This is a genomic window from Streptomyces sp. NPDC088254, from assembly GCF_044740925.1.
Classification (GTDB): domain Bacteria; phylum Actinomycetota; class Actinomycetes; order Streptomycetales; family Streptomycetaceae; genus Streptomyces.
The window spans coordinates 672,246-696,002 of record NZ_JBIURQ010000002.1; the positions used below are offsets into that span (position 1 = coordinate 672,246).

18 protein-coding genes, 1 tRNA gene and 2 pseudogenes are annotated in these 23,757 nt (G+C 70.7%); 13 read left to right on the forward strand and 8 right to left on the reverse strand.

The genetic code is table 11. The features are described from left to right. Window positions 1-38: 38 nt before the first annotated feature. The 4 genes from ACIOC0_RS09980 to ACIOC0_RS09995 form a co-directional block, all read right to left on the reverse strand. Window positions 39-1,619, reverse strand: a complete 1,581-nt coding sequence (locus tag ACIOC0_RS09980) for a GMC oxidoreductase (RefSeq protein ID WP_402154220.1) — start codon at window positions 1,617-1,619, stop codon at window positions 39-41. A 177-nt stretch (window positions 1,620-1,796) separates the two neighbouring features. Further along, entirely contained in the window at window positions 1,797-2,285 is a 489-nt protein-coding gene (locus ACIOC0_RS09985; protein ID WP_402154380.1) for a gluconokinase, read from the reverse strand. Window positions 2,286-2,540: 255 nt separating this feature from the next. Next, window positions 2,541-3,485 carry a cyclase family protein gene (locus ACIOC0_RS09990; RefSeq protein ID WP_402154222.1) on the reverse strand — a complete coding sequence of 315 codons (945 nt, stop codon included), beginning with the start codon at window positions 3,483-3,485 and terminating at the stop codon, window positions 2,541-2,543. A 3-nt stretch (window positions 3,486-3,488) separates the two neighbouring features. Beyond that, a complete protein-coding gene (locus ACIOC0_RS09995) occupies window positions 3,489-5,309 on the reverse strand; it encodes a glycoside hydrolase family 15 protein (RefSeq protein WP_402154223.1) in 1,821 nt (606 codons plus the stop codon). Window positions 5,310-5,653: 344 nt separating this feature from the next. Between ACIOC0_RS09995 and ACIOC0_RS10000 the strand changes: the two genes are divergently transcribed. From ACIOC0_RS10000 to ACIOC0_RS10020, 5 genes are all read left to right on the forward strand, one after another. Next, window positions 5,654-6,607, forward strand: coding sequence for a DUF389 domain-containing protein (locus ACIOC0_RS10000; RefSeq protein ID WP_402154224.1), 954 nt, complete (start codon window positions 5,654-5,656; stop codon window positions 6,605-6,607). Window positions 6,608-6,849: 242 nt separating this feature from the next. Beyond that, entirely contained in the window at window positions 6,850-7,770 is a 921-nt protein-coding gene (locus ACIOC0_RS10005) for an aldose 1-epimerase family protein (RefSeq protein ID WP_402154226.1), read from the forward strand. Window positions 7,771-7,871: 101 nt separating this feature from the next. After that, a complete protein-coding gene (locus ACIOC0_RS10010; protein WP_402154228.1) occupies window positions 7,872-9,650 on the forward strand; it encodes a cation:proton antiporter in 1,779 nt (592 codons plus the stop codon). A gap of 292 nt (window positions 9,651-9,942) precedes the next feature. Next, window positions 9,943-11,301, forward strand: a complete 1,359-nt coding sequence (locus ACIOC0_RS10015) for a chloride channel protein (protein ID WP_402154230.1) — start codon at window positions 9,943-9,945, stop codon at window positions 11,299-11,301. A 973-nt stretch (window positions 11,302-12,274) separates the two neighbouring features. After that, window positions 12,275-12,347, forward strand: a tRNA-Arg gene (locus ACIOC0_RS10020). Window positions 12,348-12,421: 74 nt separating this feature from the next. Here ACIOC0_RS10020 and ACIOC0_RS10025 read toward each other — a convergent pair. From ACIOC0_RS10025 to ACIOC0_RS10035, 3 genes and pseudogenes are all read right to left on the reverse strand, one after another. After that, window positions 12,422-12,685 (reverse strand): annotated as a pseudogene (locus ACIOC0_RS10025) (transposase family protein); the annotation flags it as partial. Window positions 12,686-12,906: 221 nt separating this feature from the next. Next, entirely contained in the window at window positions 12,907-13,362 is a 456-nt protein-coding gene (locus ACIOC0_RS10030) for a hypothetical protein (protein ID WP_402154232.1), read from the reverse strand. A 445-nt stretch (window positions 13,363-13,807) separates the two neighbouring features. Then, window positions 13,808-14,260 (reverse strand): hypothetical protein, encoded by a 453-nt coding sequence (locus tag ACIOC0_RS10035; RefSeq protein WP_402154233.1) that lies wholly within the window; start codon window positions 14,258-14,260, stop codon window positions 13,808-13,810. 103 nt (window positions 14,261-14,363) lie between these two features. On the opposite strand from ACIOC0_RS10035, the gene ACIOC0_RS10040 reads away from it, so the two are divergent. Together ACIOC0_RS10040 and ACIOC0_RS10045 are read left to right on the forward strand one after the other, a co-directional pair. After that, entirely contained in the window at window positions 14,364-15,095 is a 732-nt protein-coding gene (locus ACIOC0_RS10040; RefSeq protein WP_402154235.1) for a hypothetical protein, read from the forward strand. A gap of 9 nt (window positions 15,096-15,104) precedes the next feature. After that, entirely contained in the window at window positions 15,105-15,500 is a 396-nt protein-coding gene (locus tag ACIOC0_RS10045; protein ID WP_402154237.1) for a hypothetical protein, read from the forward strand. Window positions 15,501-15,590: 90 nt separating this feature from the next. Here the strand turns inward: ACIOC0_RS10045 and ACIOC0_RS10050 are convergent, their stop codons facing one another. After that, window positions 15,591-16,085, reverse strand: a complete 495-nt coding sequence (locus tag ACIOC0_RS10050) for a MarR family transcriptional regulator (protein WP_351094344.1) — start codon at window positions 16,083-16,085, stop codon at window positions 15,591-15,593. Between the two features lie 116 nt (window positions 16,086-16,201). On the opposite strand from ACIOC0_RS10050, the gene ACIOC0_RS10055 reads away from it, so the two are divergent. From ACIOC0_RS10055 to ACIOC0_RS10080, 6 genes and pseudogenes are all read left to right on the forward strand, one after another. After that, window positions 16,202-16,621 (forward strand): HGxxPAAW family protein, encoded by a 420-nt coding sequence (locus ACIOC0_RS10055; protein WP_402154239.1) that lies wholly within the window; start codon window positions 16,202-16,204, stop codon window positions 16,619-16,621. Further along, a pseudogene (locus ACIOC0_RS10060) lies at window positions 16,542-17,421 on the forward strand (DUF2797 domain-containing protein). The gene ACIOC0_RS10055 and the pseudogene ACIOC0_RS10060 overlap by 80 nt, the downstream one beginning before the upstream one ends. Before the next feature lie 112 nt (window positions 17,422-17,533). Next, window positions 17,534-18,274, forward strand: coding sequence for a response regulator transcription factor (locus ACIOC0_RS10065; RefSeq protein WP_351094350.1), 741 nt, complete (start codon window positions 17,534-17,536; stop codon window positions 18,272-18,274). Then, on the forward strand, window positions 18,271-19,902 hold the full coding sequence (locus tag ACIOC0_RS10070) for an ATP-binding protein (RefSeq protein WP_402154241.1): 1,632 nt from the start codon (window positions 18,271-18,273) through the stop codon (window positions 19,900-19,902). The genes ACIOC0_RS10065 and ACIOC0_RS10070 overlap by 4 nt, the downstream gene beginning before the upstream one ends. Window positions 19,903-19,916: 14 nt before the next feature. Next, entirely contained in the window at window positions 19,917-21,353 is a 1,437-nt protein-coding gene (locus tag ACIOC0_RS10075; protein WP_402154243.1) for a glycosyltransferase, read from the forward strand. After that, a complete protein-coding gene (locus ACIOC0_RS10080) occupies window positions 21,350-23,551 on the forward strand; it encodes an ArnT family glycosyltransferase (protein ID WP_402154245.1) in 2,202 nt (733 codons plus the stop codon). The genes ACIOC0_RS10075 and ACIOC0_RS10080 overlap by 4 nt, the downstream gene beginning before the upstream one ends. Window positions 23,552-23,757: the final 206 nt, after the last annotated feature.

The following is a 23,757-nucleotide window of genomic DNA, read 5'->3' on the forward strand; positions in this document are numbered from 1 at the left end:
ACCCGCCGCCGGCCCCGACGCCGCGTGCGACTCCCCCGTCAATTCAGCCGGGCGGCGATGTGGTCGCCGACCCGCAGGGCGTTGGCGATGGCGGTCAGGGACGGGTTCACCGCGCCGATGCTGGGGAAGAAGCTGGTGTCGACGACGTACAGGTTGTCGAGGTCGTGGGCCTTGCAGTTGACGTCGAGGGCCGAACTCTTCGGGTCGTCGCCGAACCGCACGGTGCCCGCCTGGTGCGCGGTGGCGCCGATCGGCATGCCCTTGTGCAGGTAGATGCTGTGATCCAGCAGGTGGTGCTCGTGCATGCCCAGGTGCCCGAGCATCCCCCGCAGCTTGTGCTGGAGACGCTTGAGCCCGGCGATGTTGTTCTTCTCGTCGAGAGCCAGGTGGATGGCGTCGTCCTGGTCGAGGGTGACCCGGCTCTCGGGCAGCGGAAGGTCCTCCCCGCACAGCCAGAAGTCGACGGCGTGGTGCGCCAGGACCTCGAAGGGCATGTCGGGCATGACGGCACCGGCCCAGCGCGGCGCCTCGCCGTGGATCTGGTCGGCGTCCGACTTGCCGAGCATCTGGATGCCGCCGAGCGGATACTCCCAGTCGTCCGCGCCGAGATACCAGTCGTTCAGCGCCAGGGTCTTCTGGAACTTGGTGGGATTCGGTTCCTTCGACACCGCCATCAGCGCCAGGTTGTTGTGACGCATGTAGTGGCGCCCCACCACGTCCGAGCTGTTGGCCAAGCCGCCGGGGTGCCTGTCGTTGGCCGAACGCAGCAACAGAACGGCGGAGTTGACCGCGCCGGCGGCGACCACCACGATGTCGGCGCCGAACGTCTCGGTCGCGCCGTTCTTGAGCTCGGCGACGACCCTGGTGACGGTGCGTCCGGTCGGATCGGTCTCCAGACGCCGCACATGGGCGTCGGTCACCATCGTGACGTTGTCGTACGTGAGCGCGGGGTCGACGCAGATCACCTGCGCGTCGGACTTGGCGCCCACCAGGCAGGGAAAGCCGTCGACCCGGTCGCAGCGGATGCAGACGCTGTCGTGGGTGGGGCGGCCGTGCTCGTCCTGGGTGAGGTTCACACCGATCGGCAGGTGGAAGGGGTGCAGGCCGGCCTTCCCCAGATCGTCGCTGAGTTGCTGGATGCGCTCCTCGTGCTCGACCGGCGGATAGGCGTACTGCGCGCTGGTGGGGCCTGCGGTGGGGTCCTCGCCGTGGCGGCCGTGCACCAGGTAGAGGTGTTCGGCCTGGGTGTAGTACGGCTCCAGGTCCTCGTAGCGGATCGGCCAGGCCGGAGAGATGCCGTCGTGGTGGCGCAGTTCGCCGAAGTCCTCGGGGCGGAGCCGGAAGAGTGCGGCGCCGTAGAACTTGGTGTTGCCCCCGACGTAGTAGTTGACCTCCGGGGGGAACTCCTTGCCGTGCTTGTCGTACCAGAATTCGGGCGCGCGGTACTTGCCCTTGACGAAGACAGCGGTGGAGTCCCAGTTGTCCCGCTCCCGTGGCAGGTAACCGCCACGCTCCAGGATCAGTACCCGTTTGCCGGTGGGGGCCAGCCGGTGGGCGAGCGTACCGCCACCCGCTCCCGTACCGATGATGATGACGTCGTAGTGCTGATCGTCGGCCATGAGAGGGTCCCCGTTCTGGGAGTCGTCAGCCGTCCTGGCCGTAGCGCCCGTCCGAGGGGTCTGCGGGACTGTGCTGATCCGCACGGACACTCGCACAATCCGGACATGGGGCGCCAACTCCCAAAATATCGGGTGGTCCGGGCGGCCGCGACCCGACAAGATCGAACACACGTATGGTTACCCGGCCTTCCGCAGCGTGCGTACCGTCTCGTCGACGATCGCCTGCGGAGCGGTCGCCGCCGCGTCGACGGTCAGGCCGTGTTCGTCCGACTGCAACGGTTCGAGGGTGGCGTACTGGGAGTCCACGAGCCGGGCGGGCATGAAATGGCCGACGCGGTCCGCGACCCGCTGGTCGGCGGTCGCCCGGTCGAGCGCCAGGTACAGGAACCACACACCTGCGCCTGCCCTGCGGAGCGCATCCCGGTACTCGCGCTTGAGGGCCGAGCACGCCACCACCCCGCCCGTGCCGTCATCGATCGCCTCGCGGATCCATTGGGTGAGGGACCGCAGCCAGGGCTTGCGATCCTCGTCGTCCAGTGGACGCCCCGCCGCCATCTTGGCGCGGTTCGCGGCAGGGTGGACGTCGTCGCCCTCCAGGAAGGGCACCGTGAGCCGCTGCGCGAGCAGTCGCCCCACAGTGGACTTCCCCGACCCCGAGACACCCATGACCACGACGACTCTGGGCACCCTGTGAGTTGCTCGCACAACGTTCTCCGAGATGGCGCCTGTCCGAAGCCGGCTGCCGGTGAGGAATGAGGGTGTCCGACACCCGTGTGACGACAGACGAACACCCTCTCGTCCGCGCTTTACGCGCGGACCGACCAGGAGATCGGGTGAATCCGCTGGCCAAACGTGTGATCGGGAGTCGTGTCACCTCCTTGCGATGACTGTCCCACCTGTTGAGCGCGGCCCCTCGACGTCTCAGAGAACGGCGATCGGGTTGACCGGTGAGCCGGTGGCGTCCGGCAGCCTCAGCGGGGCGATCACGCAGAGGAACGACCACCGTCCCTCCGCCTCGCAGACCGGTGCCAGGTCCTCGAACTGCAGGTAGTCCAACAGGTGGAGGCCCATGGCGTGGACCGCCAGCACATGCACGGGGAAGTCGACGCCCTCCGTGGAACTGGGGGCGGTGTCATTGTTCCCGTCGCCGCCGAGCACGGCGACCCGCCGGTCCGCCAGGAACTCCAACGCGTACGGATGCAGCCCCGCACGTGCGTCCGCCGCGTGCCACGCGCCCAGCTCCCCGCGGCGTCGCCGGTGGCCGACCCTGACGAACAGGAGGTCGCCCTCGCCCACCTGGACATGCTGGGCGGTCTCGGCCGCGATGAGGTCGTCGACGGTCACGTGGTCACCCGGTTCGAGCCACGGCACGCCGCGCAGCCGCGGGATGTCCAACAGCACGCCGCGTCCGACGATCCCGTCGCGCGCCGCCTCGACGGAGAGCGCCGTGGCCCCGTCCGCCGTGACGCTGCTCGCGGTCACGCCGCCGTGCAGCGTGCCGTCGTAGATCACGTGGCACAGGGCGTCGATGTGGCTGTCGGCGTCGCCGTGCACGTTCATCGCGAAGCTGTCCATCGCGAAGCGGAGCCCGGTCGAGGCGTGTTCCTCCGGCTGCCCGCTCATCCGGTGCCGCGCGGGCTGCGGATTGTCCGGACCGGACAGCGTCTCCACCGGCGCGGCGAGCGTGACCGTCCGGCCGGTCCGCACCTCCCGGGTGGCGGCGAGCACCCGGGCGGGAGTGAGCGCGGCCAGAGCACCCCGGTCATCCTCGGCCCAGGCGGCGCGCGACACCATGCGCCGGTAGAGCACGTCGAACTCGCCCTCGGTCAGCCGCGGCGGTTCTGCCGGGCGGGTATGCGTGACCATGGGTCAGCGTCCGTGCTCCGCGTCGAGCGCCTCGTCGAGCGTGATGGCGGCCATGATCAGGGACAGGTGGGTGAACGCCTGCGGGAAGTTGCCCAGTTGCTCCCCGGTCGGACCGACCTCCTCGGCGAACAGGCCGACGTGGTTGGCGTAGGTCTGCATCTTCTCGAAGGTGTAGCGGGCCTGGGACAGCCGCCCCGCTCTGGCCAGCGCGTCGACGTAGAGGAAGGTGCACAGACTGAAGGTGCCCTCCGAGCCGCGCAGCCCGTCCGGCGACGCCGCCGGATCGTAGCGGTAGACGAGGCTGTCGGACACGAGCTTGCGGTCCATCGCGTCGAGTGTGGAGAGCCAAGCAGGGGCCCGGGGGGGCGTGAACCCGACCCTGGGCATGAGCAGCAGCGAGGCGTCCAGGACGTCGCCGTCGTAGTGCTGGACGAAGGCGCGCTCCTTCTCGCTCCAGCCGCGTTCCATGACCTGTTCGAACACGGTGTCCCTCGCCTTGCGCCACCGCTCCACGTCGGCGGGCCGGCGGAAGTGGTCGGCCAGGCGCAGCCCGTGGTCGAAGGCGACCCACGACATCACCCGGCTGTAGGTGAAGTTCCGGCGGCCGCCGCGGGTCTCCCAGATGCCCTCGCCCGGCCGGTCCCAGTGGTCGGCCAACCAGTCCAGCATCCTGGCGAGCGTCTGCCATCCCTCGAAGCTGGCCTGCTGGGCGATCTCGCGCCCCTGGGACAACGCGTAGAGGGCCTCGCCGTAGATGTCCAGCTGGAGCTGGCCGGCGGCGCCGTTGCCGATGCGGACCGGGGAGGAGCCGCGGTAGCCCTCGAAGTGGTCGAGTGTCTCCTCCGGAAGGTCGGGATTGCCGTCGATCCGGTACATCGTCTGGAGCGGCTCCCCCTCCTTGCCCTCGCGCTCACGCAGCCTGTCCACCAGCCAGTGGACGAAGGCGGTGGCCTCCTCGACGAAGCCGAGGTCCAGCATGGCCCGCACCGACAGCGCGCCGTCGCGTATCCAGGTGAACCGGTAGTCCCAGTTGCGCTCTCCGCCGATCTGCTCGGGCAGGCCCGTGGTGGCCGCCGCGATGAGGGCGCCGGTGGGGGCGTAGGTGAGGAGCTTGAGGGTGATGACCGAACGGTGCACCAGCTCGGGCCACCGTCCCCGGTAGCGGGACTGGCGCAGCCAGTGCTGCCAGAACCGGCTGACCTCCTCGAGCTGCTCGGTGAGCCCGTCGACCGTGGGAGGTGTCGGCGCCTCGCCGCCGGACGCGCAGACGGTGAACACGACGCCGCCCGACTCGCCGGCCCTCAGCGTCACCGTGCCGCGCACGTCCTGGCCTTCTCGCTCCAGCGGGAAGGTGGACCGCAGGTGCCCGTCGATCCCGGGGGCCCTGAACAGCGCGCCGTTCTCGCCGAGCTCGAGCGTGTGCTCGGCCCTGCCGTAGTCGAAGCGCGGCCGGCACTCCAGCGTGAAGTCGACGGTTCCTCGCACGGCGCGCACGACGCGGATCAGGGTGTGACGGTCGGTCGCCGTGCGGGTCCGGTCCGGAGGCATGAAGTCGACCACCTCGCCCACCCCGTCCGGCGACATGAACCGGGTCACCAGAATGGCCGTGTCGGGGTAGTAGAGCTGCTTGCAGATCGCGTCGGGATGCTCGGGGGCCAGCCGCATGTACCCGCCGCCGTCGTGGTCGAGCAGCGCGGCGAAGATGCTGGGCGAATCGAACCGGGGAGCCGCGAACCAGTCGACGACGCCCTGCGACGACACGAGCGCGGCGGTCTGCAGGTCGCCCACCAGGCCGTGGTCGGCGATCGGAGGGTAACGGTCCATTGCTGCTCCCAGGTCTCCCGAAACCCCCCACGTCCATCCACTATCCGGCACCCCTGTCGTCCCTGCCATGTCGATGCGGTCGAGGGCCGCCTGCCCGAGGGCCGCACGACAGCCCGCGCGCCGACACCCTCGTGGTGCGACGGCGACCGGCCGCAGGCGCGGTGATCGGCGCCCGGCGGGGACGAAGTCACCCCGGACGCCGGAGCCGAGCAGCGCCTTCGGCTTGCTGTGCGCCCTCCTTGGGGTGTTACTGACTGTGTTCGGCCGGACACGAGCGGGCCACGACCCCGGCACGCGGGCACCGACACCCCGTTCGGCCGTATGCCGAGCGACGGAGGCTGTGGATGCAGATGATTCACGTCCGACTGGTGAGCCCGGTGGATCTCACCCCTCGGGCAGTCGGGCTGCTCACCGATGACCGCTATGTCTTCAACCTGGTCGTCCTTCCCGGACGGGCGCAGAACCCCGACGGCGACGCGGTCGAGTGCGACATTCTCGCGGGCGCGGCCAACGCCGTGCTGCGCGGCCTGCGCGATCTGGAAGTCGACCGCCGCGGATCCATCGTCATCGAGCCGGTCGAGATGGCCTTCTCCGGAACAGCCGCCGAGGCGGAGGAGCGGCAGCTCGGGGCGCTCGCGCACGCGCCCTTCTGGGAGGAGGTCGAAGCGCGCATTCGCGCCGAGGGCACGTATCTGCCGAGCTTCTACGTTTACCTGGTCATCGCCGGCGTCATCGGGGCGGTCGGCATCATCACCAACTCCCAGATCCTGATCGTCGCGGCGATGGTCGTCGGACCGGAGTACGGCGCCATCACCAGCGTCGCGCTGGGCCTCGACCGTGGCAACGGCACCAGGATCCGGCAGGGCCTGTTCGCGCTGACCGTGGGTTTCCTGTCGGCCGTCCTGGTGACCTTCCTGTTCTCATGGGTGATCCGGAGCCTCGGCCTTCAATCAGCGGCATACGACCTGGGCATCCGGCCGGTCTCCAAGCTGATCGACGCCCCCGACATCTTCTCCGTCGTCGTCGCGGTGCTGGCCGGCATCGTCGGGATCATGTCCCTGACCCAGGCCAGGACGAGCGCGCTGCTCGGCGTCTTCATCTCGGTCACCACCATCCCCGCCGCCGCGGACATCGGCGTCTCCTGCGCGTTCTCCAGCTGGAGCGAGGCGCGCGGATCCCTGATGCAACTCCTTCTCAACATCGTGCTGCTGATCGTCGTGGGCTTGCTGACGCTCAGATTCCAGCGGGCTGCCTGGCGGTACATCAGCCGGCGCAGCGGGCGTTCCGACAGCAGATGAAGCCGCCGTCCCGTCCGGAAGCGGCACATCCCCATGCGCCGACCGGCCGCCGCGCAGCCGGGCGGAGCCGTCACTCCGCCGCCGGTGACCCCACCGGGCGAACGTGCCCGGCGATTCAGCCGGCAGCGACGTGTCGCGCTTGACCGGGCCGGAGGGGGGCCGCACCCTCCCGACGAGGAGGCCGAAACCGCAGGCCACCATGACGCCGACGATGTCGGCCGGGCGGACCGAGGAGGCCACGCGTGCCGGAGAGCCGCACCGGACGGCAACTGACCCTGAGCCACGGCGCGCACCGTGCGGTCGTCGTCGAGCTGGGCGCGGCACTCCGGTCGTACTCGTTCGGTGAACGCGCGGTGCTCGACGGGTTCGCCGCACAGGACCGGATCACCGGCGGGCGCGGCCAGATCCTGGTGCCGTGGCCCAACCGGATCCGCGACGGCCGGTACCGCTGGAACGGAGCGGACCAGCAGCTGCCGCTCACCGAGCCGGCCGACGGCAACGCCATCCACGGACTGCTCCGGTGGACCTCGTGGCACGTCGTGGAGGCGAGCGACAGCCGGGTCGTCCTGGAGGTCTCGCTGTGGCCGCAGCCGGGTTACCCGTTCCACCTGAGCGTCCGCGCCGAGTACGCCCTGGGTGACGGCGGGCTCGCTGTCGCCGTCACCGCGCGCAACCTCGACACGAGCGCCGCACCCTACGGGTTCGGCCAGCATCCCTACATCACGGCGGGCACCGCGGTGGTCGACCAGGCGGTGCTGACGGTCCCCGCACGGACATGGCTGCGCACCGATGAGCGCGGCCTGCCGGTGGCCGCCGAGCCGGTCGCCGGGACGCCGTACGACCTGCGTACACCCCAGGCACTCGGAGCGCGCCGACTCGACACCCCGTTCGGCGACCTCGACCGGGACACGGACGGCCGGGCCGTGGTCCGTCTGGCTCATCCCTCGGGTGCGTTCGGTACGGACGTGTGGCTCGGTGAGGGCGCCGACTACGTGCAGCTCTACACCGGTGACACCCTCCCACCCGGGGAGCGCCGTCGCGCGATCGCCGTCGAACCGATGACGTGCCCGCCGGACGCCTTCGGCAGCGGCACAGCTCTCGTCCGCCTCGGGCCGGGAGAGCGGCACACCGTCCGCTGGGGGATCAGGCCATGGGGGACATGACGGCACCGTCACCAAGCCGTGGTCGTAGAGGCCGAGATCGCCACTGCCGTCTCATGGGCCAGTCCCACCCGACTCATCACCCCGCGACGTAGAGGCCGTCCGTGACGACGAATCAGGTGCTCACCGGAGTGGGCCTGACCTTGGTCCTCGCCGTCGGATCGCAGATCCTGGCGAGCCGCCTGCGCATCCCGGCCCTCATCGTCCTGCTGCCGGTGGGCTTCGCCGCCGGTGCTCTGATCGACGATGTCGACCCCGTGCGGCTGCTGGGGCCGGCTTTCTCACCGCTGGTGTCCCTGGCGGTCGCCGTGATCCTCTACGACGCGGGCCTCGGCCTGGACGTCACGAGGCTGAAGGGGCACACCCGGCGCGTCGTCGTCAGACTGATCTGGATCGGTGTCCTGATCACCTGGCTGCTCGCCGCGCTCCTCGCCGCGCCGCTCCTGGGCATGTCCCGGCGCGCGGCCGTCATGATCGGCGCGATCCTCGTGGTCTCGGGTCCGACCGTCGTGGGCCCCCTGCTCAGCTTCGTACGACCCAAGGACCGGCTCCAGCACATCCTGGTCTGGGAAGGCTCCCTCATCGACCCGGTCGGAGGCATTCTGGGAGCGCTGGTCTTCCATGCGGTCTCGGCGAGCACGCAGCACCGGCTCGTCAGCGGGGTAGCGAGCTTCCTGGCCAGCATCGGTATCGGAGCGGCCGGAGGAGTGATCGGGGCGGCTCTGCTGTGGGTGCTGTTCCGCAGGCTCAGGCTGGGCGAGGTCCTCGGCACCACGGCCCAGCTCGCCGCGGTGATCGGTGTGGCGGCGCTCTGCGACGTCCTGCGGGACGACACAGGACTCATCGCCGCGGTGACGATGGGCCTGGCCGTCGCCAACCTCCCCGGCATCGACGTCCCCGCGCGCCGGCCGTTCTTCGAGACCCTGGTCAGCCTGATCCTCGGCCTGCTCTTCATCTCCATCTCGGCCACCGTCACGCCGCAGTCGCTGCGCCATGTGGGGCTGCCCGCCCTCGGCCTCGCCGCCTTCCTGGTGCTGGCCGTCCGGCCACTGGTCGCGGCCGTGTCCACCCTCGGCACCCACCTGACGCGCGGTGAGCGGGGCTTCATCGGCTGGATGGCGCCGCGAGGCATCGTCGCGGCCGCCACCGCGTCGACGTTCTCGGCCGGCCTCGTGGCCAAGGGGATCGGTGGCGCGTCGAAGATCCTCCCGACCACGTTCGTGGTCATCGTCGCGACCGTGACGCTCTACGGCCTGACCGCCTCGCCCGTGGCCCGGCGTCTGGGCGTCGTGCGCCCTTCCCGCTCGCGTCCGCTCCTGGTCGGCGGTGACCCGTGGGTGGTCGACCTGGGGGTGGTCCTGAAATCGGCGGGGCTGGAGGTGCTGATGTGGGCAGGGCAGGAGCGGCAGCGCGAACGGATCAGGCGGGCCGGGATCGAGCTGGCGCCCGGTGAACTGCTGGCCGCCGTCACGGGCCAGGACCCCGAGCTCGAAGGCATCACGGCGGTCTTCTTCCTCACCGCCGAGGACGACTTCAACGCACTGGCGGCAACGATTCTGCGTGGCAGCGTGGAGGGGGTGGTCCACCACCTCGGCGCACCACCCGAGAGCAGCGGCGTGGTAGCGCCGTTCATCGGGGGCGAGGTCCTGTTCGGCACAGATCTGACCTGGCCGACTCTTTCCCGCAGATACGAGGAGGGGGCCGTCGTCCTGGCGCAGCCCGCCGGGCGCGCGCTGCCGCACGGCGCCGACATGCTGTTCCTCGTAGGGCCGGACGGTCGCCTCGATCCGGTCACCAAATCCCACAGACCACTGCCCGGGCCGGGGGACACGGTCATCCTGCTGACCCCGGGCGGACGCGGTGCCGAGAGTCCGCCGGAGTAGACCGGCCGCTGCCCACCCGGTTGCCGGACGAGCGCGCTCTGCACGGACGGATCTCGCGCAGGCCGTCTCTGACCGCGTGGATCAGTCGCCGGGGCGGCGCCGGCGACGTCCGACCACCAGCCGCGTCGGGCAGGGAGTGGGGCGATCGACCTGCACGGGCGGCCCTGGAATGCCGGGGTGTGAAGGGCGTGCCAGGGTGGGGAACGCCGCCGGGAGCGCGTGCCGGGGCGGTCGGGGTTCACTGCGGGCAACTGACCACGTATCGGGTCGGCGTCACAAGGAGGCAAGGCGCATGCCGGTCGCCAAGGCGGAACCCTCGGACGCGTCACCGCCGGATCCGCTCACGGTCCTCCGGAGCCGCAGCTACGTCGTGCTTCTGGTGATGGCCGCGCTGATCGGCGTGCCGGTGTCCGCGGCGGCCTTCGGCTTCCTCGCGCTGGTCGCCGAACTCCAGCCGATCCTCTACACCGATCTGCCCAGGGCGCTGGGTTTCCGCGGCACTCCGTCGTGGTGGCCGTTGCCCCTGCTCGCCGTCGGGGGACTGCTCGTGGGGCTTACGGTGCAGTACCTGCCGGGGACGGGAGGCCACGAGCCGTCGGGCGGGTTCAAGGCCGGCGCCGGCGCCCCCACACCTGTCGAGCTTCCCGGAGTCTTCTTCGCCGCCCTCGCGACTCTGGCCTTCGGTGCGGTCCTCGGACCGGAAGCGCCTCTCATCGCTCTCGGTGGGGGACTGGCCGCGGGTGCCGTGCGCCTCGTCAAACGTGACGCCCCGGAGCGGGTGACCGCGATGATGGGCGCGGCAGGCAGTTTCGCGGCGATCAGCTCCCTGCTGGGGTCGCCCCTGCTCGGCGCGTTCCTCCTGATGGAGGCTTCGGGGCTCGGTGGGGCGACCCTGGCCCTGGTGCTGGTGCCCGGCCTGCTCGCCGCGGGCATCGGCGCGCTCATCTTCGTCGGCCTGGGATCCTGGACCGGGTTGGGCACCTTCTCGCTGGCACTTCCCGACGTGCCCGAGGCATCGACGCCGACCGTCGCGGAATTCGGCTGGGCGCTTGTCATCGGGCTGTCGGCCGCCTGCGTGGGCGTGGGAATCCGATGGCTGGCCGTTCACCTGAAGACGCACGTCGAACGTCGACGTGTGCCGGCCACCGTGGTCATGGGCCTGGCCGTGGCGGGACTGGCGATCGGCTATGCGGAGGGCACCGGCAAGCCGGCGACCGACGTGCTGTATTCGGGACAGTCGGCGCTGGGCCCGTTCCTCGCGCACAGCACCGCGTACTCGATCGGAGCGTTGTTGCTGCTGGTGTCGTGCAAGGGCCTGGCGTACTGCGCTTCGCTCTGCAGTTTCCGGGGAGGCCCGGTTTTCCCCTCGATGTTCGTGGGAGCGGCCGGTGGCATCCTGCTCTCCCATCTGCCGGGGCTGTCCCTCGTCGCGGGGTTCGCCATGGGCGTCGGAGCGATGAGCGCCGCGATGCTCAGACTTCCCCTGGTCTCGGTCCTGCTCGCCACCCTGCTGCTCGGGTCTCAGGGGCTCACCGTCATGCCGTTGGTGATCGTCTCGGTCGTGGTCTCGCATGTCCTGTCCGCCAGGCTCACACCGCCTCCCCGCCCAGAGCCGGAAGGGGCACCTGAGCCAAACCGACAACAGCTCTGAGACTCCGTCGGAAGCTGTTGCTTTCCGGTCGTGAGGATTGCGTACTGGCCGGTAAGGCGTGGTGCCGACGGTCTGGGGGGGGGTGTGGGAGGCGCCTGGCGACCCGGATCCGGTGCTTCCTGCCCCGGCAACGCGAGCACGTCCAGGCCCTACCGAAGTGCTTGGTCTTGCGGTGCCGGCCCACTTCCGGCACGGGGCGAACGGCCGGCCGCGCACAAGGCGAAGTAGCCGAGCAGGCCGAAGAGGGCGGTTGCCACAGCGGCGAGCATCGGACTCATCACCTCGGTTCCGGGCGGGCTCCCGCCTCCCGGGCCGAGCCCTGCCAGACACCAGTTGCCTGGTCAAGGCCCGGTTTCGCTCCTAGCGGGGGTGCTGGACCCACGAGGGGCGGGCGCTGGGTCCAGCGGCCGTCCCAGGGGCGGACTTCCTGGACCACCTGCGCGCCCTGGTGCCGCGAAGCACGGCACCGAGGAGGACCAGGAGGCCCTCCTCGCCGCGGAGCGCGAGCTCGCCGAACGCCGCTCGCGCAAGGGGGCCGGCCCCGCCGTACGCCCACGGCGGAGCGCTCCGGGAGTGTGTGAGCTGTCGGCACGGTGATGGCAGACGGACGGCACCAAGAGCGCGGGACGCGTTCGGACGCCATCCGTCGCCATCGGTCAACTACCCATGAGCCGGGCACACGGGTCGCCGTCGGGCGAAGCGGATCATGCTCGGACGAGCCCCAGCACACCGCTAATGCGGTTTGGGCCTCACGGCCCATCGAGGGTTCAAATCCCTCCGCCTCCGCAGATCCTGAAGCCCCGGTCCCCGCGACCGGGGCTTCGTCGTTACCCCGCCATCACGGCGTTTCCGCAGGTCACAAGGGGTGTGCGAATCGGATTTCACATGGCGGCGGCAGTCATGTAATGTTCTTCCTGTCGCCGCGAGCGGGCCGAAAGGACCGAGAGCGAAGACAAAAACTGAAAACAGACAAGCACTCGTAGCTTAACGGATAGAGCATCTGACTACGGATCAGAAGGTTGCAGGTTCGAATCCTGCCGAGTGCACACAGGTCAAAGCCCCCTCGGGATCATCCCGGAGGGGGCTTTGTCGTGCCGTACAGCAGCGAAGTACAGCAGGGTCGGTCGCACTCGCTGAGGGTGCCGTCCAGGAGCACGAAGTCCGGGTCGTGCTCGCGCAGGGTCTTGAGCGGGCCCGGCGCCCGGTCGGCGAGGAGTTGCACGACGGCGGTGGTGTAGGCGTGGGCGGTGCCTACGGATATGCCGAACCCGGCGGCGATCTGCCCGAGAGTGTCGTGCTTGCGCAGATAGGCGAGAGCGACGAATGCACGCTGGTGCGGCGGGAGCTTGCAGCGGCGGTCACCCTCACGGGTGACGATAAGCATCGTGACCTACTCGACCAGCGCATGAGGCAGGTCGAGTGCGGCAGGATAGGGAACCAACAGGGCTCCTGGACCGGCAGGTTGAGGCGTCGAACACTTCACCCAACGGCACAGGAGCCCTGTCCGTTGCGGGCACCAAGGCATCACCCGATCGGTGGCCACGCTGAAAAGGCTCACTGCTCCCTGCCGCCACACCCCCGCCCGCCCGGGTGGGGCGATCGCGTCTACGCGTAGACGTAGAAGTCGAACCCGGTGCAGACCTCCTCCGAGCCCTTCACCAGGCACGCGTCGAGCATCATCCGTTGCCCCTCGGGGATGTCGCCGGTCTGCCACGGGGTCGTGTAGGGGGACGCGTGGCCCGCCGTCGAAGCCACGCGGTAGACCTGGCCGTTCATGACGGTCCCCTCGACGCCCCACCCGTCGGCCCCGCCGTCATGCGCCCGGAGCGCGTCTCCGGGGGTGCCGAAGCTGTCCGGGTCCGAGTTCCAGTTCACATATCCGGCGTAGTTGCCGTCGGCGTAGAGGTAGACGATGACCGAATCGTAGTCCTGATACCAGCTCGTCGTGTAGGTGAGCCGGGGCGCTGCCGCGGCGGTGCCCGCGCCGGCGCCGAAGGAGACGCCGACCATCACGGCGGTCGCCGCCAGCAGGGTGACGATCCGGTTCCTCATCTTGGCCATCAGAAGCCCTTCCGCATCAGAGCGATCAAAGTCAGGCGCGATCTTGGCATGTGCAGTCCGACGTGGCAACGAAAACTGTCGCGGCCAGCACCTCACGGTCACCGTGCCGACGCCTGCCACCGCCTTGAGGCCGGGCCGGCGCCTCCGGCACCACTTGCTGGAACAGCTCACTCACTACCCGCTCGATGCGAACTACGGGCGGGGAAGTCGCTGAGGTCATCCGGCCTGATCACTCGGCAAGCAAGCCCCGTCGGCCGGACCGTGATCTGAGCCTGGGACCGGAGTCCTGCGCATGCTGGGAGCTGTCGCTGGTCGGTGTGCGCCGTCCGAACCGACGGCAACCCTGACGGCAACGACGGCACACATACGCTGTTGATCACGATCGCTAGCAATCATCCGGGAGGAAGACGGCGCCCCCACCCAACGGCCTGCCCGATCCTACGGATCAGAAGGTTGCAGGTTCGAATCCTGCCGAGTGCACACAGGCGAGAGGCCCCGGAGAGATCCGGGGCCTCTCGCGTTTCCGGGGTCGGCGGCAGCCGGGCGACGGGGGTCCGAGGGCTCGGTGGCCGGCGTCGAGTTGGTGCTCGATCGTGGTGGGCTCGCCGACGCGCAGGGCCACGTCGCCGCGTGCGCCGTCGTAGCGGTAGGCCCGGACGACTCGGCCGGTCTGCACCCTCGCCCAGCCGTGGGTCAGGGGCCAGCCGTTCACCGGGGAGGCCATGAACGCACCCCGCCGGTAGGCCGCCTCCCGGTCCATCCTCACTCGCCCGGTCAGCTTCAGTGCGTCAGCGAGTTCGCCGCCAACCGCACCGGGCACCGCCAGCCATGACGTCTTGTAGCCGAAGCCCACGACGGTCTCGTCACCCGAGGGCCGCTCGTCGCCGGCTCTGATCATCCTCAAGATCCTTTACGGGGCTTCTCCGAAGTCATACGTTCATTTCGACCACCGAGGCACACACCGCCTCATACAAGTGAACATGAAACACGGGGACTTGAGCATGACCACCAGTACGGGGCCGCGCAGCACGTTCCACCGCACCAGCGCGATGATCGTCGCCGCGGTGACCGCCGGGGCCCTCTTCGCCACCGCCACCGGCGCCCATGCCGCGGAGCCGGCGCCGCAGACCGCTGTCAGCGCCGCCGTGGCCGTCGACGACTCGGGCCTCACGCCCGCGGAGAAGGAGCAGGGCGCGGCGCTTTCGGAGAGCGTGTCCGCGCTCGGCGTGACCGAGGAGCAGTTCGCCGCCGCGCTGGACACAGCGCTGACCCGCCCCGCCCCGGACGCGGAGGCCTTCCGGGCCCGTCTGGCCGCGCTGCCGGCGAAGCCCACCGCCCAGCGGTTGGTGCAGGCCGCCTACCCCGGCGACGCCGAGGCCCAGGCCGCGCTGCTGCCCGTCTTCGCCAACGCGGAGGTGCGCGACACCGTCCTCGCCCAGCTCATTGGCGGCAGCAAGGGTGGCCACCCGGGCGCCGCCTTCGGGTGGTGGGACAAGACCAAGTTCGTCGTCACGTGCGGTGCGGCCATCGCGGCCGTCCTGATCAGCTTCGCGCCGGCCGGTTCCAGCATCAAGGTCGTCCGGGCCGTGGCGCTGTTCAAGAGGTACGGCGCGAAGAAGACCGCGAACATCATCTGGCGCTTCGTGAACGGCAAGCTTGTCGGTTCCGCGGAGCGTGAGGCGGTGAAGGCGTTCATCGGGATCTCGGCCATCTCCCAGGCCTGCCACAAGTGAGGTGACGGCATGACGATCGAGCACGTGGCGGTGATCGCCCTCGCGGTCGAGGTGGTGATCATGGTGCTGGCCCGGCTCGGCACCGAGCGGCGTCACTGGAACCACCACAAGCGGCGCGGTCCCGTGCCGCTGAAGAAGGACGACATCACGCTCGTCTCGGCGGCGCTGTACGCGCTCGCCGCCGTCGCCATGGCCGTGGGCGCTCTGATGGCGCGGGTGGAGTTGTCCTTGTCCGCGGTCGGGACGTTCGCCCTGTTCGGCGTCCTGCTCCCGGCGTTCGCCGCCAACTCCGTCCTGGTGATGGCGACACGCGGACGCCCGGAGACCGTCACGTGGTGGCAGCGCGGGATCGCCTGCGCGATCGCCGCGGGCGGCGGGCTCGTGTCCGTCGGCCTCGTCGGCTGACATCCGTCTCGGCGTATCGAAGCCCCCTCCGGGACCTCCCGGAGGGGGCTTCGTCGTGTGCGAGCGCGGTGGCCCGGCGGCTTCTCGTGGTCAGGAGGACTCGTCGGCCTGGTCGCGGAGTTCCTCGCGGTAGGCGTTGGCCAGGTTCGTCGTGCGGGTGAAGAAGTCGGTGAGGACGGCGATCTCCTCGGGGGCGTAGTCGGCGAAGAGGGCGTTCAGGCGGGCGTAGTACGGCTCGTAGAGGGCCTGGACGCGTGCCGCCGCATCGGGTCGGGGGGCCACACGGACGCGGCGGCGGTCCCGGGGGTCCGGGCGACGGGTGACGTAGCCGGCGCGTTCGAGGCGGTTGAGGATGCCGGTGACCGCGCCGGTCGTGACATGGACCCGGGTCGCTAGGTCGCCCGCGGTGAGGAGGTCCTCGCCGGCCTGGAAGACGTAGCCGAGGCAGGTGAGGTCGCTCACGTTCAGGCCCAGGCGCTGGGCCATCTCCTGCTGGCCGACCAGGTGGGCCGCGATGAGGTCGTCCATCGCGGCCAGCGCCTGGGCTGGGGTCGCGGCGGGGCGAGGGGGCTGGGCGGCTGTCATCGCGGGGGTTCGCTTCCTCTCCGGTTCCGGTGGTGCTGGCTCCTTGTTATCCGCTTTCGGTTTCTCTTACCTTGTAAGAAGTTAAGCAATACAACTTCTTAGAGCGTGAGGGGTCTATGTCTCTGTACGACGAAGGGCACACGATCGCCGGCTGGACCGGGGTCGCCGTCACGGCCGTAGGCGGCTCGGTGGCGGGCGTCGGGGTGTGCGTCTCCTCCGGCGCGCTGGTCTCGGTCGGTTTGGTGATCGTCGCCCTGGCCGCGCTGGTCACCTGGGTGTTGCATCTGACGGGGTGGGGCAAGCCGCCCGGGGTGCGGCCGCGGGAGGAGTGGGGCATGCGGGTGCGCGACCCGCATGCCCGGGGCGGCCACCCGGAGTGCCTGGGGTGCCGCCTCGCCGGGCGTGGGCGCGGAAGGGCGGGGGCTTTGTCAGTGGCAGGGCCTACGGTGGTGGGCGATGGCACAGGCATGGAAGTGCGCGGGGCTGCGGTGGTCGGAGCGGGGGCCCGAGCTGATGTGGGACGGCGGGCGTCGTAGTCCGCTGTCCTGGGGGAAGCGGGTGGCCTTCGGGGTCGTGGAGGGGGGTGTGCGGGAGTGCGCGGGGGCGCGAGGGCATCCGTGTCCGGTGCGGGCGCAGGTGCCGGGGCGGAGCACGGGGGGCCGGTGCGAGGAGTGCGCGCGGCTGGACCGGGCGCACTCGGTGGCCGCCGACGGGATCGCCGACGATCCCCGGCCGTACCGGGTGTATCTCGCATGGTTCGGGCCCGGCATGGTCAAGGTCGGGATCACGGCGGTCGAGCGGGGTTCGGCCCGGCTGCTGGAGCAGGGTGCGGTCTGCTTCAGCTGGCTCGGCGCCGGCCCGCTGATGGCCGCCCGGCGCACGGAGGAGCTGCTGCGGGCCGCCCTGCGCGTCCCGGACCGGATCCCGTACGCCGAGAAGCGTGCCGTACGCGCCGAGTTGCCGCTGAGACCCGAGGAAAGAGCCGCGGAGATCAGGGAGTTGCACGCACAGGCCGTCGGCCGTCGAACTGGCTTCCTGGCCCGAGTCGTTGCGGCGGGAGCCATTCCTCCCCGTGGACCATGTCCGCGCGTTCGGGATCGACGGCACACCGGCACCGCTGGGCCAGGTGAGCGAACTGGTCCCCGGCGGCATGCTGAACGGCGAACTCCTGGCGGCCGCCGGCCCCGACCTCCACCTGGGGACGCCGACCGGAGCGGTCGTGCTCGACACCCGGTTGATGCGGGGGTGGCAGCTCGTCCCGGTGGAGGGAAGTCCCGAAGTCGCCCTGCCGGTGAAGGAGTTCACCAACTCGAGCCTCCAGGACGGCTTGTTCTGAGGGAGTGACAGCCCGCGCAAGGCGGCTCGGCTGAGAGCCGGCTGTGCGTTTCTCAGGGAAATCACAGACAGCCGAAAGCGTGCTCTCAGAGCCCCTCGACATCGTGTGCCGTATGACCACGACCTCGCCCCAGGGGCGCACCGAACTGCTGAGGCCGGACGGGAGCCCCGTCCGAGTGCTTGTGGTGGACGACGAGTTGTCGATCACCGAGCTGCTGTCCATGGCCCTGCGCTACGAGGGCTGGCAGATCCGCAGCGCCGGCGACGGCACCGGCGCCGTCCAGACCGCCCGGGAGTTCCGGCCGGACGCGGTCGTCCTCGACATGATGCTGCCCGACATGGACGGTCTGACCGTGCTGGGCCGGCTGCGGCGCGAGCTGCCGGACGTCCCGGTGCTGTTCCTGACCGCCAAGGACGCGGTCGAGGACCGGATCGCGGGCCTCACCGCGGGCGGCGACGACTACGTCACCAAGCCGTTCTCCCTCGAAGAGGTCGTGGCGCGGCTGCGCGGGCTCATCCGGCGTTCCGGCGCCGCCGACCGCCGCTCCGACTCCATGCTCGTCGTCGGGGACCTCACCCTCGACGAGGACAGCCACGAGGTCTCCCGCGCCGGCGCGGACATCCACCTCACCGCCACCGAGTTCGAGCTGCTGCGCTTCCTGATGCGCAACCCGCGGCGCGTGCTCAGCAAGGCGCAGATCCTGGACCGCGTGTGGTCGTACGACTTCGGCGGGCAGGCCAACGTGGTCGAGCTGTACATCTCCTACCTGCGGCGCAAGATAGACGCGGGACGCGAGCCGATGATCCACACCCGGCGTGGCGCGGGATACCTGATCAAGCCCGCCGCGTCATGAGCGGGCGGCGGCGACCGCGCAAGCCGAGGACGGCGAAGAGACGGACCGGGCAACCGCGCACCCTGCGGACGCGGCTCGTCGTCGTCTCCGTCACCCTGATCGCCGTGGTCTGCGCGGTCATCGGCACCGTCACCACGATCGTGCTGCGGGACCATCTGTACGGCCAGCTCAACGGGCGGCTCGCCGAGGCCGCGGCACGGGTCGCGCCGCGCGACTTCGGTGGGCTGCCCGGTCGGCTCACGAACGCCGCCGGGACGCCCACGCAGCAGGGCAGGCTGAAGGTGGCCGACCTCTCCGACTTCGTCACCAAGGGACCGCAGCCCCCCGGAACGGTCGCGGCCAAGGTCGTCGACGGCTCCGTCACCGAGGCCAAGCGGGGTGTGGCGTCCGCCGACGCCTTCACCATGACCGCCGCGAATCTCGACGCGGCCCAGGTCAAGGCGCTCAGCTCCGTCTCCCGGGACGGGAAGCCGCACACCGTGGAACTCCCCGGCCTCGGCTCGTACCGCGTCAGGTACGCGTGGAACGACGACTCCGGCTACTACGTCGCCATCCCCACCAAGGACGTCGACAACACCATCAACACCCTGATCCTCGTGGAGATCAGCCTCACCGCCGCCGGACTCATCGCGGCCGGCCTCGCGGGCACCGTCATGGTCGGCGTGGCCACCCGCCCTCTCCGCAAGGTCGCCGCCACCGCCACCCGTGTCTCCGAACTGCCCCTGCACACCGGCGAGGTCAACCTCAGCGAGCGGGTCCCGGAGTCAGAGACCGATCCGCACACCGAGGTCGGGCAGGTCGGCGCGGCGCTCAACCGGATGCTGAACCACGTCCACGGCGCGCTGCACGCGCGTCAGGAGAGCGAGACGCGGGTGAGGCAGTTCGTCGCGGACGCCAGCCACGAACTGCGCACCCCGCTGGCCTCCATCCGGGGCTACGCCGAGCTCACCCGCCGCGGACGCGAGCAGGTCGGCCCCGACACCCGGCACGCGCTGGGCCGCATCGAGTCCGAGGCCGGACGCATGACCCTCCTCGTCGAGGACCTCCTCCTGCTGGCCCGCCTCGACGCCGGCCGCCCGCTGCAGTTCGAGCAGACCGACCTCGTCCCCCTCGTCATCGACACCGTCAGCGACGCCCGTGCCGCGGGCCGCGAGCACATCTGGCGGCTCGACCTGCCTGACGAGCCGGCCATGGTGTCGGCGGACTCGGCCCGGCTGCAGCAGGTGCTGGTCAACCTCCTCGCCAACGCCCGCACGCACACCCCGCCCGGCACGACCGTCACCGCACGGGTGGGTCGGCGCGGCCCCTGGCTGTGCGTGGACGTCCAGGACGACGGCCAGGGCATCCCGCCGGACCTGCTCCCGCACGTCTTCGAACGGTTCGCCCGCGGCGACTCCTCGCGCTCGCGCGCCTCCGGCTCGACCGGTCTGGGCCTCGCCATCGTGCAGGCCGTGGCGGCCGCGCACGGCGGCGCCGTGACCGTCGACAGCGTGCCCGGCCGGACCGTCTTCACCCTGCACCTGCCCGCCCTCGGCCCCGCCCTGCCCCAGCCCGCGCCCGAAACGAACTGGCAACTGGACTCACAGGACCAGCACAGGGCCGGCACACGGGTGCGACAGGGCGCCTGACGAAAGTCGTCCTCATGCGAACCGACTCTTCTCCCGGCACCCTGCCGGCGCGGGAGCACCTCCCGGCCGCCACCGCCGGTACGCCTGTCCTGGACGTAGTGATCCCCGTCTACAACGAGGAGAAGGACCTCCAGCCGTGCGTCCGGAGACTGCACGACCACCTGACGCGGACGTTCCCCTACTCCTTCCGCATCACGATCGCGGACAACGCGTCCACGGACGCCACACCCGACGTGGCGCGACTGCTGGAGACGCGGATCCCCGAGGTGAGGTCCTTCCGGCTGGCGCAGAAGGGCCGCGGCCGTGCGCTGCGGACCGTCTGGTCCACTTCGGACGCCCCGATCCTCGCGTACATGGACGTCGACCTGTCCACCGACCTCAACGCGCTGCTGCCGCTGGTGGCGCCGCTCATCTCCGGCCACTCCGACCTGGCGATCGGCTCCCGGCTCTCCCGCAGCTCACGCGTGGTGCGCGGCGCGAAGCGGGAGTTCATCTCCCGCTCCTACAACCTGATCCTGCGCGGCTCGCTCCAGGCCCGTTTCTCCGACGCCCAGTGCGGCTTCAAGGCGATCCGCCGTGACGTCGCCCGGATCCTGCTCCCCCTGGTGGAAGACACCGGCTGGTTCTTCGACACTGAGATGCTGGTGCTCGCCGAGCGGGCCGGACTCCGTATCCACGAGGTGCCGGTCGACTGGGTCGACGACCCGGACTCCACGGTGCACATCGTCAAGACGGCGACCGACGACCTGAAGGGGGTATGGCGCGTAGGGAAGGCCCTGGCCACCGGTTCGCTCCCCCTGGACCGGTTGACCAGGCCGTTCGGCGACGACCCCCGCGACCGCGACATCATGGACGTACCCAAGGGCCTGGCCCGCCAACTCGTCGGCTTCTGTGTCGTCGGCGGCCTCTCCACGCTGTTCTACCTGCTGCTCTACAGCGGCTTCAGGCTGTTCGCCGGCTCCCAGATCGCGAACGCGCTCGCCCTGCTGGTGTCGGCGATCGCCAACACGGCCGCCAACCGCCGCCTCACCTTCGGGGTGCGCGGTCCCGGCGGCGCCGTCCGCCACCAGGCGCAGGGGCTGGTCGTCTTCGGCATCGGGCTCGCGCTGACCAGCGGTTCTCTCCTCGCCCTGAACGCGGCGACCTCCGACCCCGCGCACTCCACCGAACTGGCGGTCCTGGTCGCCGCCAACCTCGCGGCGACGGTCCTGCGCTTCCTGCTCTTCCGCGCGTGGGTGTTCGCCGACCGGCGGGGGGACGACGCACAACCGACGCCGGCGGCGGGTTCCGTCCGGCACGACGACCCGTACGACCCGCGTGGCTCGTACGACTCCGCCACCCAGTTCCGCGCCGGCGAAGCCGCGGACGGCACCTGGGGGGATGCCACCGACGCCACCATGCGGCTGCAGCCGGTGCGCCCCCACGACACCGACCCGGGGGACGCCCGATGACCACGCACCTCGACCCGACGACGACCGCGACCACCGCCTGGAGTCCGCCGCAGACGCCCACGGGGGAGAACGCCGCGGACGCCGGACGCGAACCGCTCGTCCCGGCCCCCGAGTCGGGTGAGCCGAAGCAGCCCTTCGTGCGCAGACTGTGGCGCGGCCGCCCCGAGGACCCCCGCTGGGCCCGTGCCGCCTTCCTCGGCCTGCTGGCCGCCACCCTCGTCCTCTACCTCTACGGCCTCAGCGCCTCCGGTTACGCCAACTCGTTCTACTCCGCCGCCGTGCAGGCCGGCAGCCAGTCCTGGAAGGCCTTCTTCTTCGGCTCCCTGGACGCGGCGAACGCCATCACCGTCGACAAGCCGCCGGCGTCCCTGTGGCCGATGGCGCTGTCCGTGAGGATCTTCGGCCTGAGCTCCTGGGCGATCCTGGTCCCCGAGGTCCTCATGGGCGTCGGCACGGTCGCCGTGGTGTACGCGGCGGTGCGCCGCCGGTTCAGCGCCGCGGCCGGCCTGATCGCGGGCGCCGTGCTCGCGCTCACCCCCGTGGCCGCGCTGATGTTCCGGTTCAACAACCCGGACGCGATGCTCGCCCTGCTGATGGCCGTGGCCTGTTACTTCGTGATCCGCGCCCTGGAGGACGGCCGGACGAAGTGGCTGATGTGGGCCGGGGCCGCGATCGGCTTCGCGTTCCTCGCCAAGACCCTCCAGGCCTTCCTGATCCTGCCGCCGCTGGCGGTCGTGTACGCGGTCTGCGCGCCGGTGAGCGTGAGGAAGCGGTTCGGACAGCTGGCCGCCGCGACGGGCGCGCTGGTCCTCTCCGGCGGCTGGTGGGTCGCGATCGTCGAGCTGTGGCCCGCCTCCTCCCGCCCGTACATCGGCGGCTCGCAGAACAACTCGTTCCTGGAGCTGACCTTCGGCTACAACGGTCTCGGCCGCCTCAACGGCGAGGAGACCGGCAGCGTCGGCGGCGGTGGCGGCGGCAACGGCGGCGGCAACTGGGGCGAGACCGGCTGGGACCGGCTGTTCGGCTCCGGCATCGGCGGCCAGATCTCCTGGCTGATCCCGGCCGCGCTGATCCTGCTCGTCGCGGGCCTGGTGGCCACGGGCAGGGCCCGACGGACGTCCGTCACCCGAGGGTCGTTCCTGGTGTGGGGCGGCGCGCTGCTGATCACCATGGTGGTCTTCAGCTACATGCAGGGGATCTTCCACGAGTACTACACCGTCGCCCTCGCTCCCTACATCGCGCCGCTGATCGGCATGGGCGCGGTCACGCTGTGGGAGCTGCGGGGCAGGGCGTGGGCGTCGCTGACGCTGGCGGGCGCGACGACGGCCACCGCGGTGTGGGGGTACGTCCTCCTCAACCGCTCCTCCGACTACCTGCCCTGGCTGAAGTGGCTCGTGCTGGTGGGCGGCCTGGCCGCGGCGCTCGGACTGATCTTCGTCAGCAGGCTGGGGCGGGGGCTGGCCCTGGGCGTCGCCGGCATCGGTGTCGTCGCGGCGCTGGCGGGTCCGACGGCGTACACGCTGACCACGGTGAACGAGGGCCACACCGGCTCGATCGTCACCGCCGGCCCGGCGGTCGCGGGTGGTCGCGGCGGCCCGGGCGGCGGGGGCTTCCCCGGCGGGGGCCGGAACGGCCAGAACGGCCAGAACCAGCAGGGGCAGCAGAACAGCCAGCAGGGTCAGCAGGGCCAGCAGAACGGCAACGGCTTCCCCGGCGGCGGCTTCGGCGGCGCAATGCCGGGTCAGCAGAATGGCCGGCAGAACCAGCAGAACGGCACCGGCGGCCGCATGGGCGGCATGGGCGGCGGTGGCGGCATGGGCGGTCTGATCAACGGCGCCAGTGTCTCCGACGAGGCGAAGAAGCTGCTGGAGACCGACTCGGGCGACTACACCTGGGTCGCGGCGGCCATCGGCGCCCAGAACGCCGCGAGTTACCAGCTCTCCACCGGAGACCCGGTGATGGCGATCGGCGGCTTCAACGGCACCGATCCGTCCCCGACACTGGCCCAGTTCAAGCAGTACGTGACCGACGGAAAGATCCACTACTTCATCTCCGGCGGCTCAGGCGGCGGCATGCGCGGCAGCGGCAGCGACAACGGCACGTCCGCCCAGATCAGCGCATGGGTGCAGGCCAACTTCAAGCAGGTCACGGTGGGTTCGGCCACCTTCTACGACCTGACGCAGAAGGCGAGCGGCTGACCCCGCGGGAAACGCGCACGACACGGCGAAGGGCGGTGGCCTCAGGTCACCGCCCTTCCCCGTGCCCGGAAACCCCGGACCCGGAAACCCCGGAAACCCCGGAAACCCCGGAAACCCCGGAAACCCCGGACCCGGAAACCCCGGAAACCCCGGAAACCCCGGAAACCCCGGAAACCCCCGTGCCCGGAAACCTCGTTGTACACCGT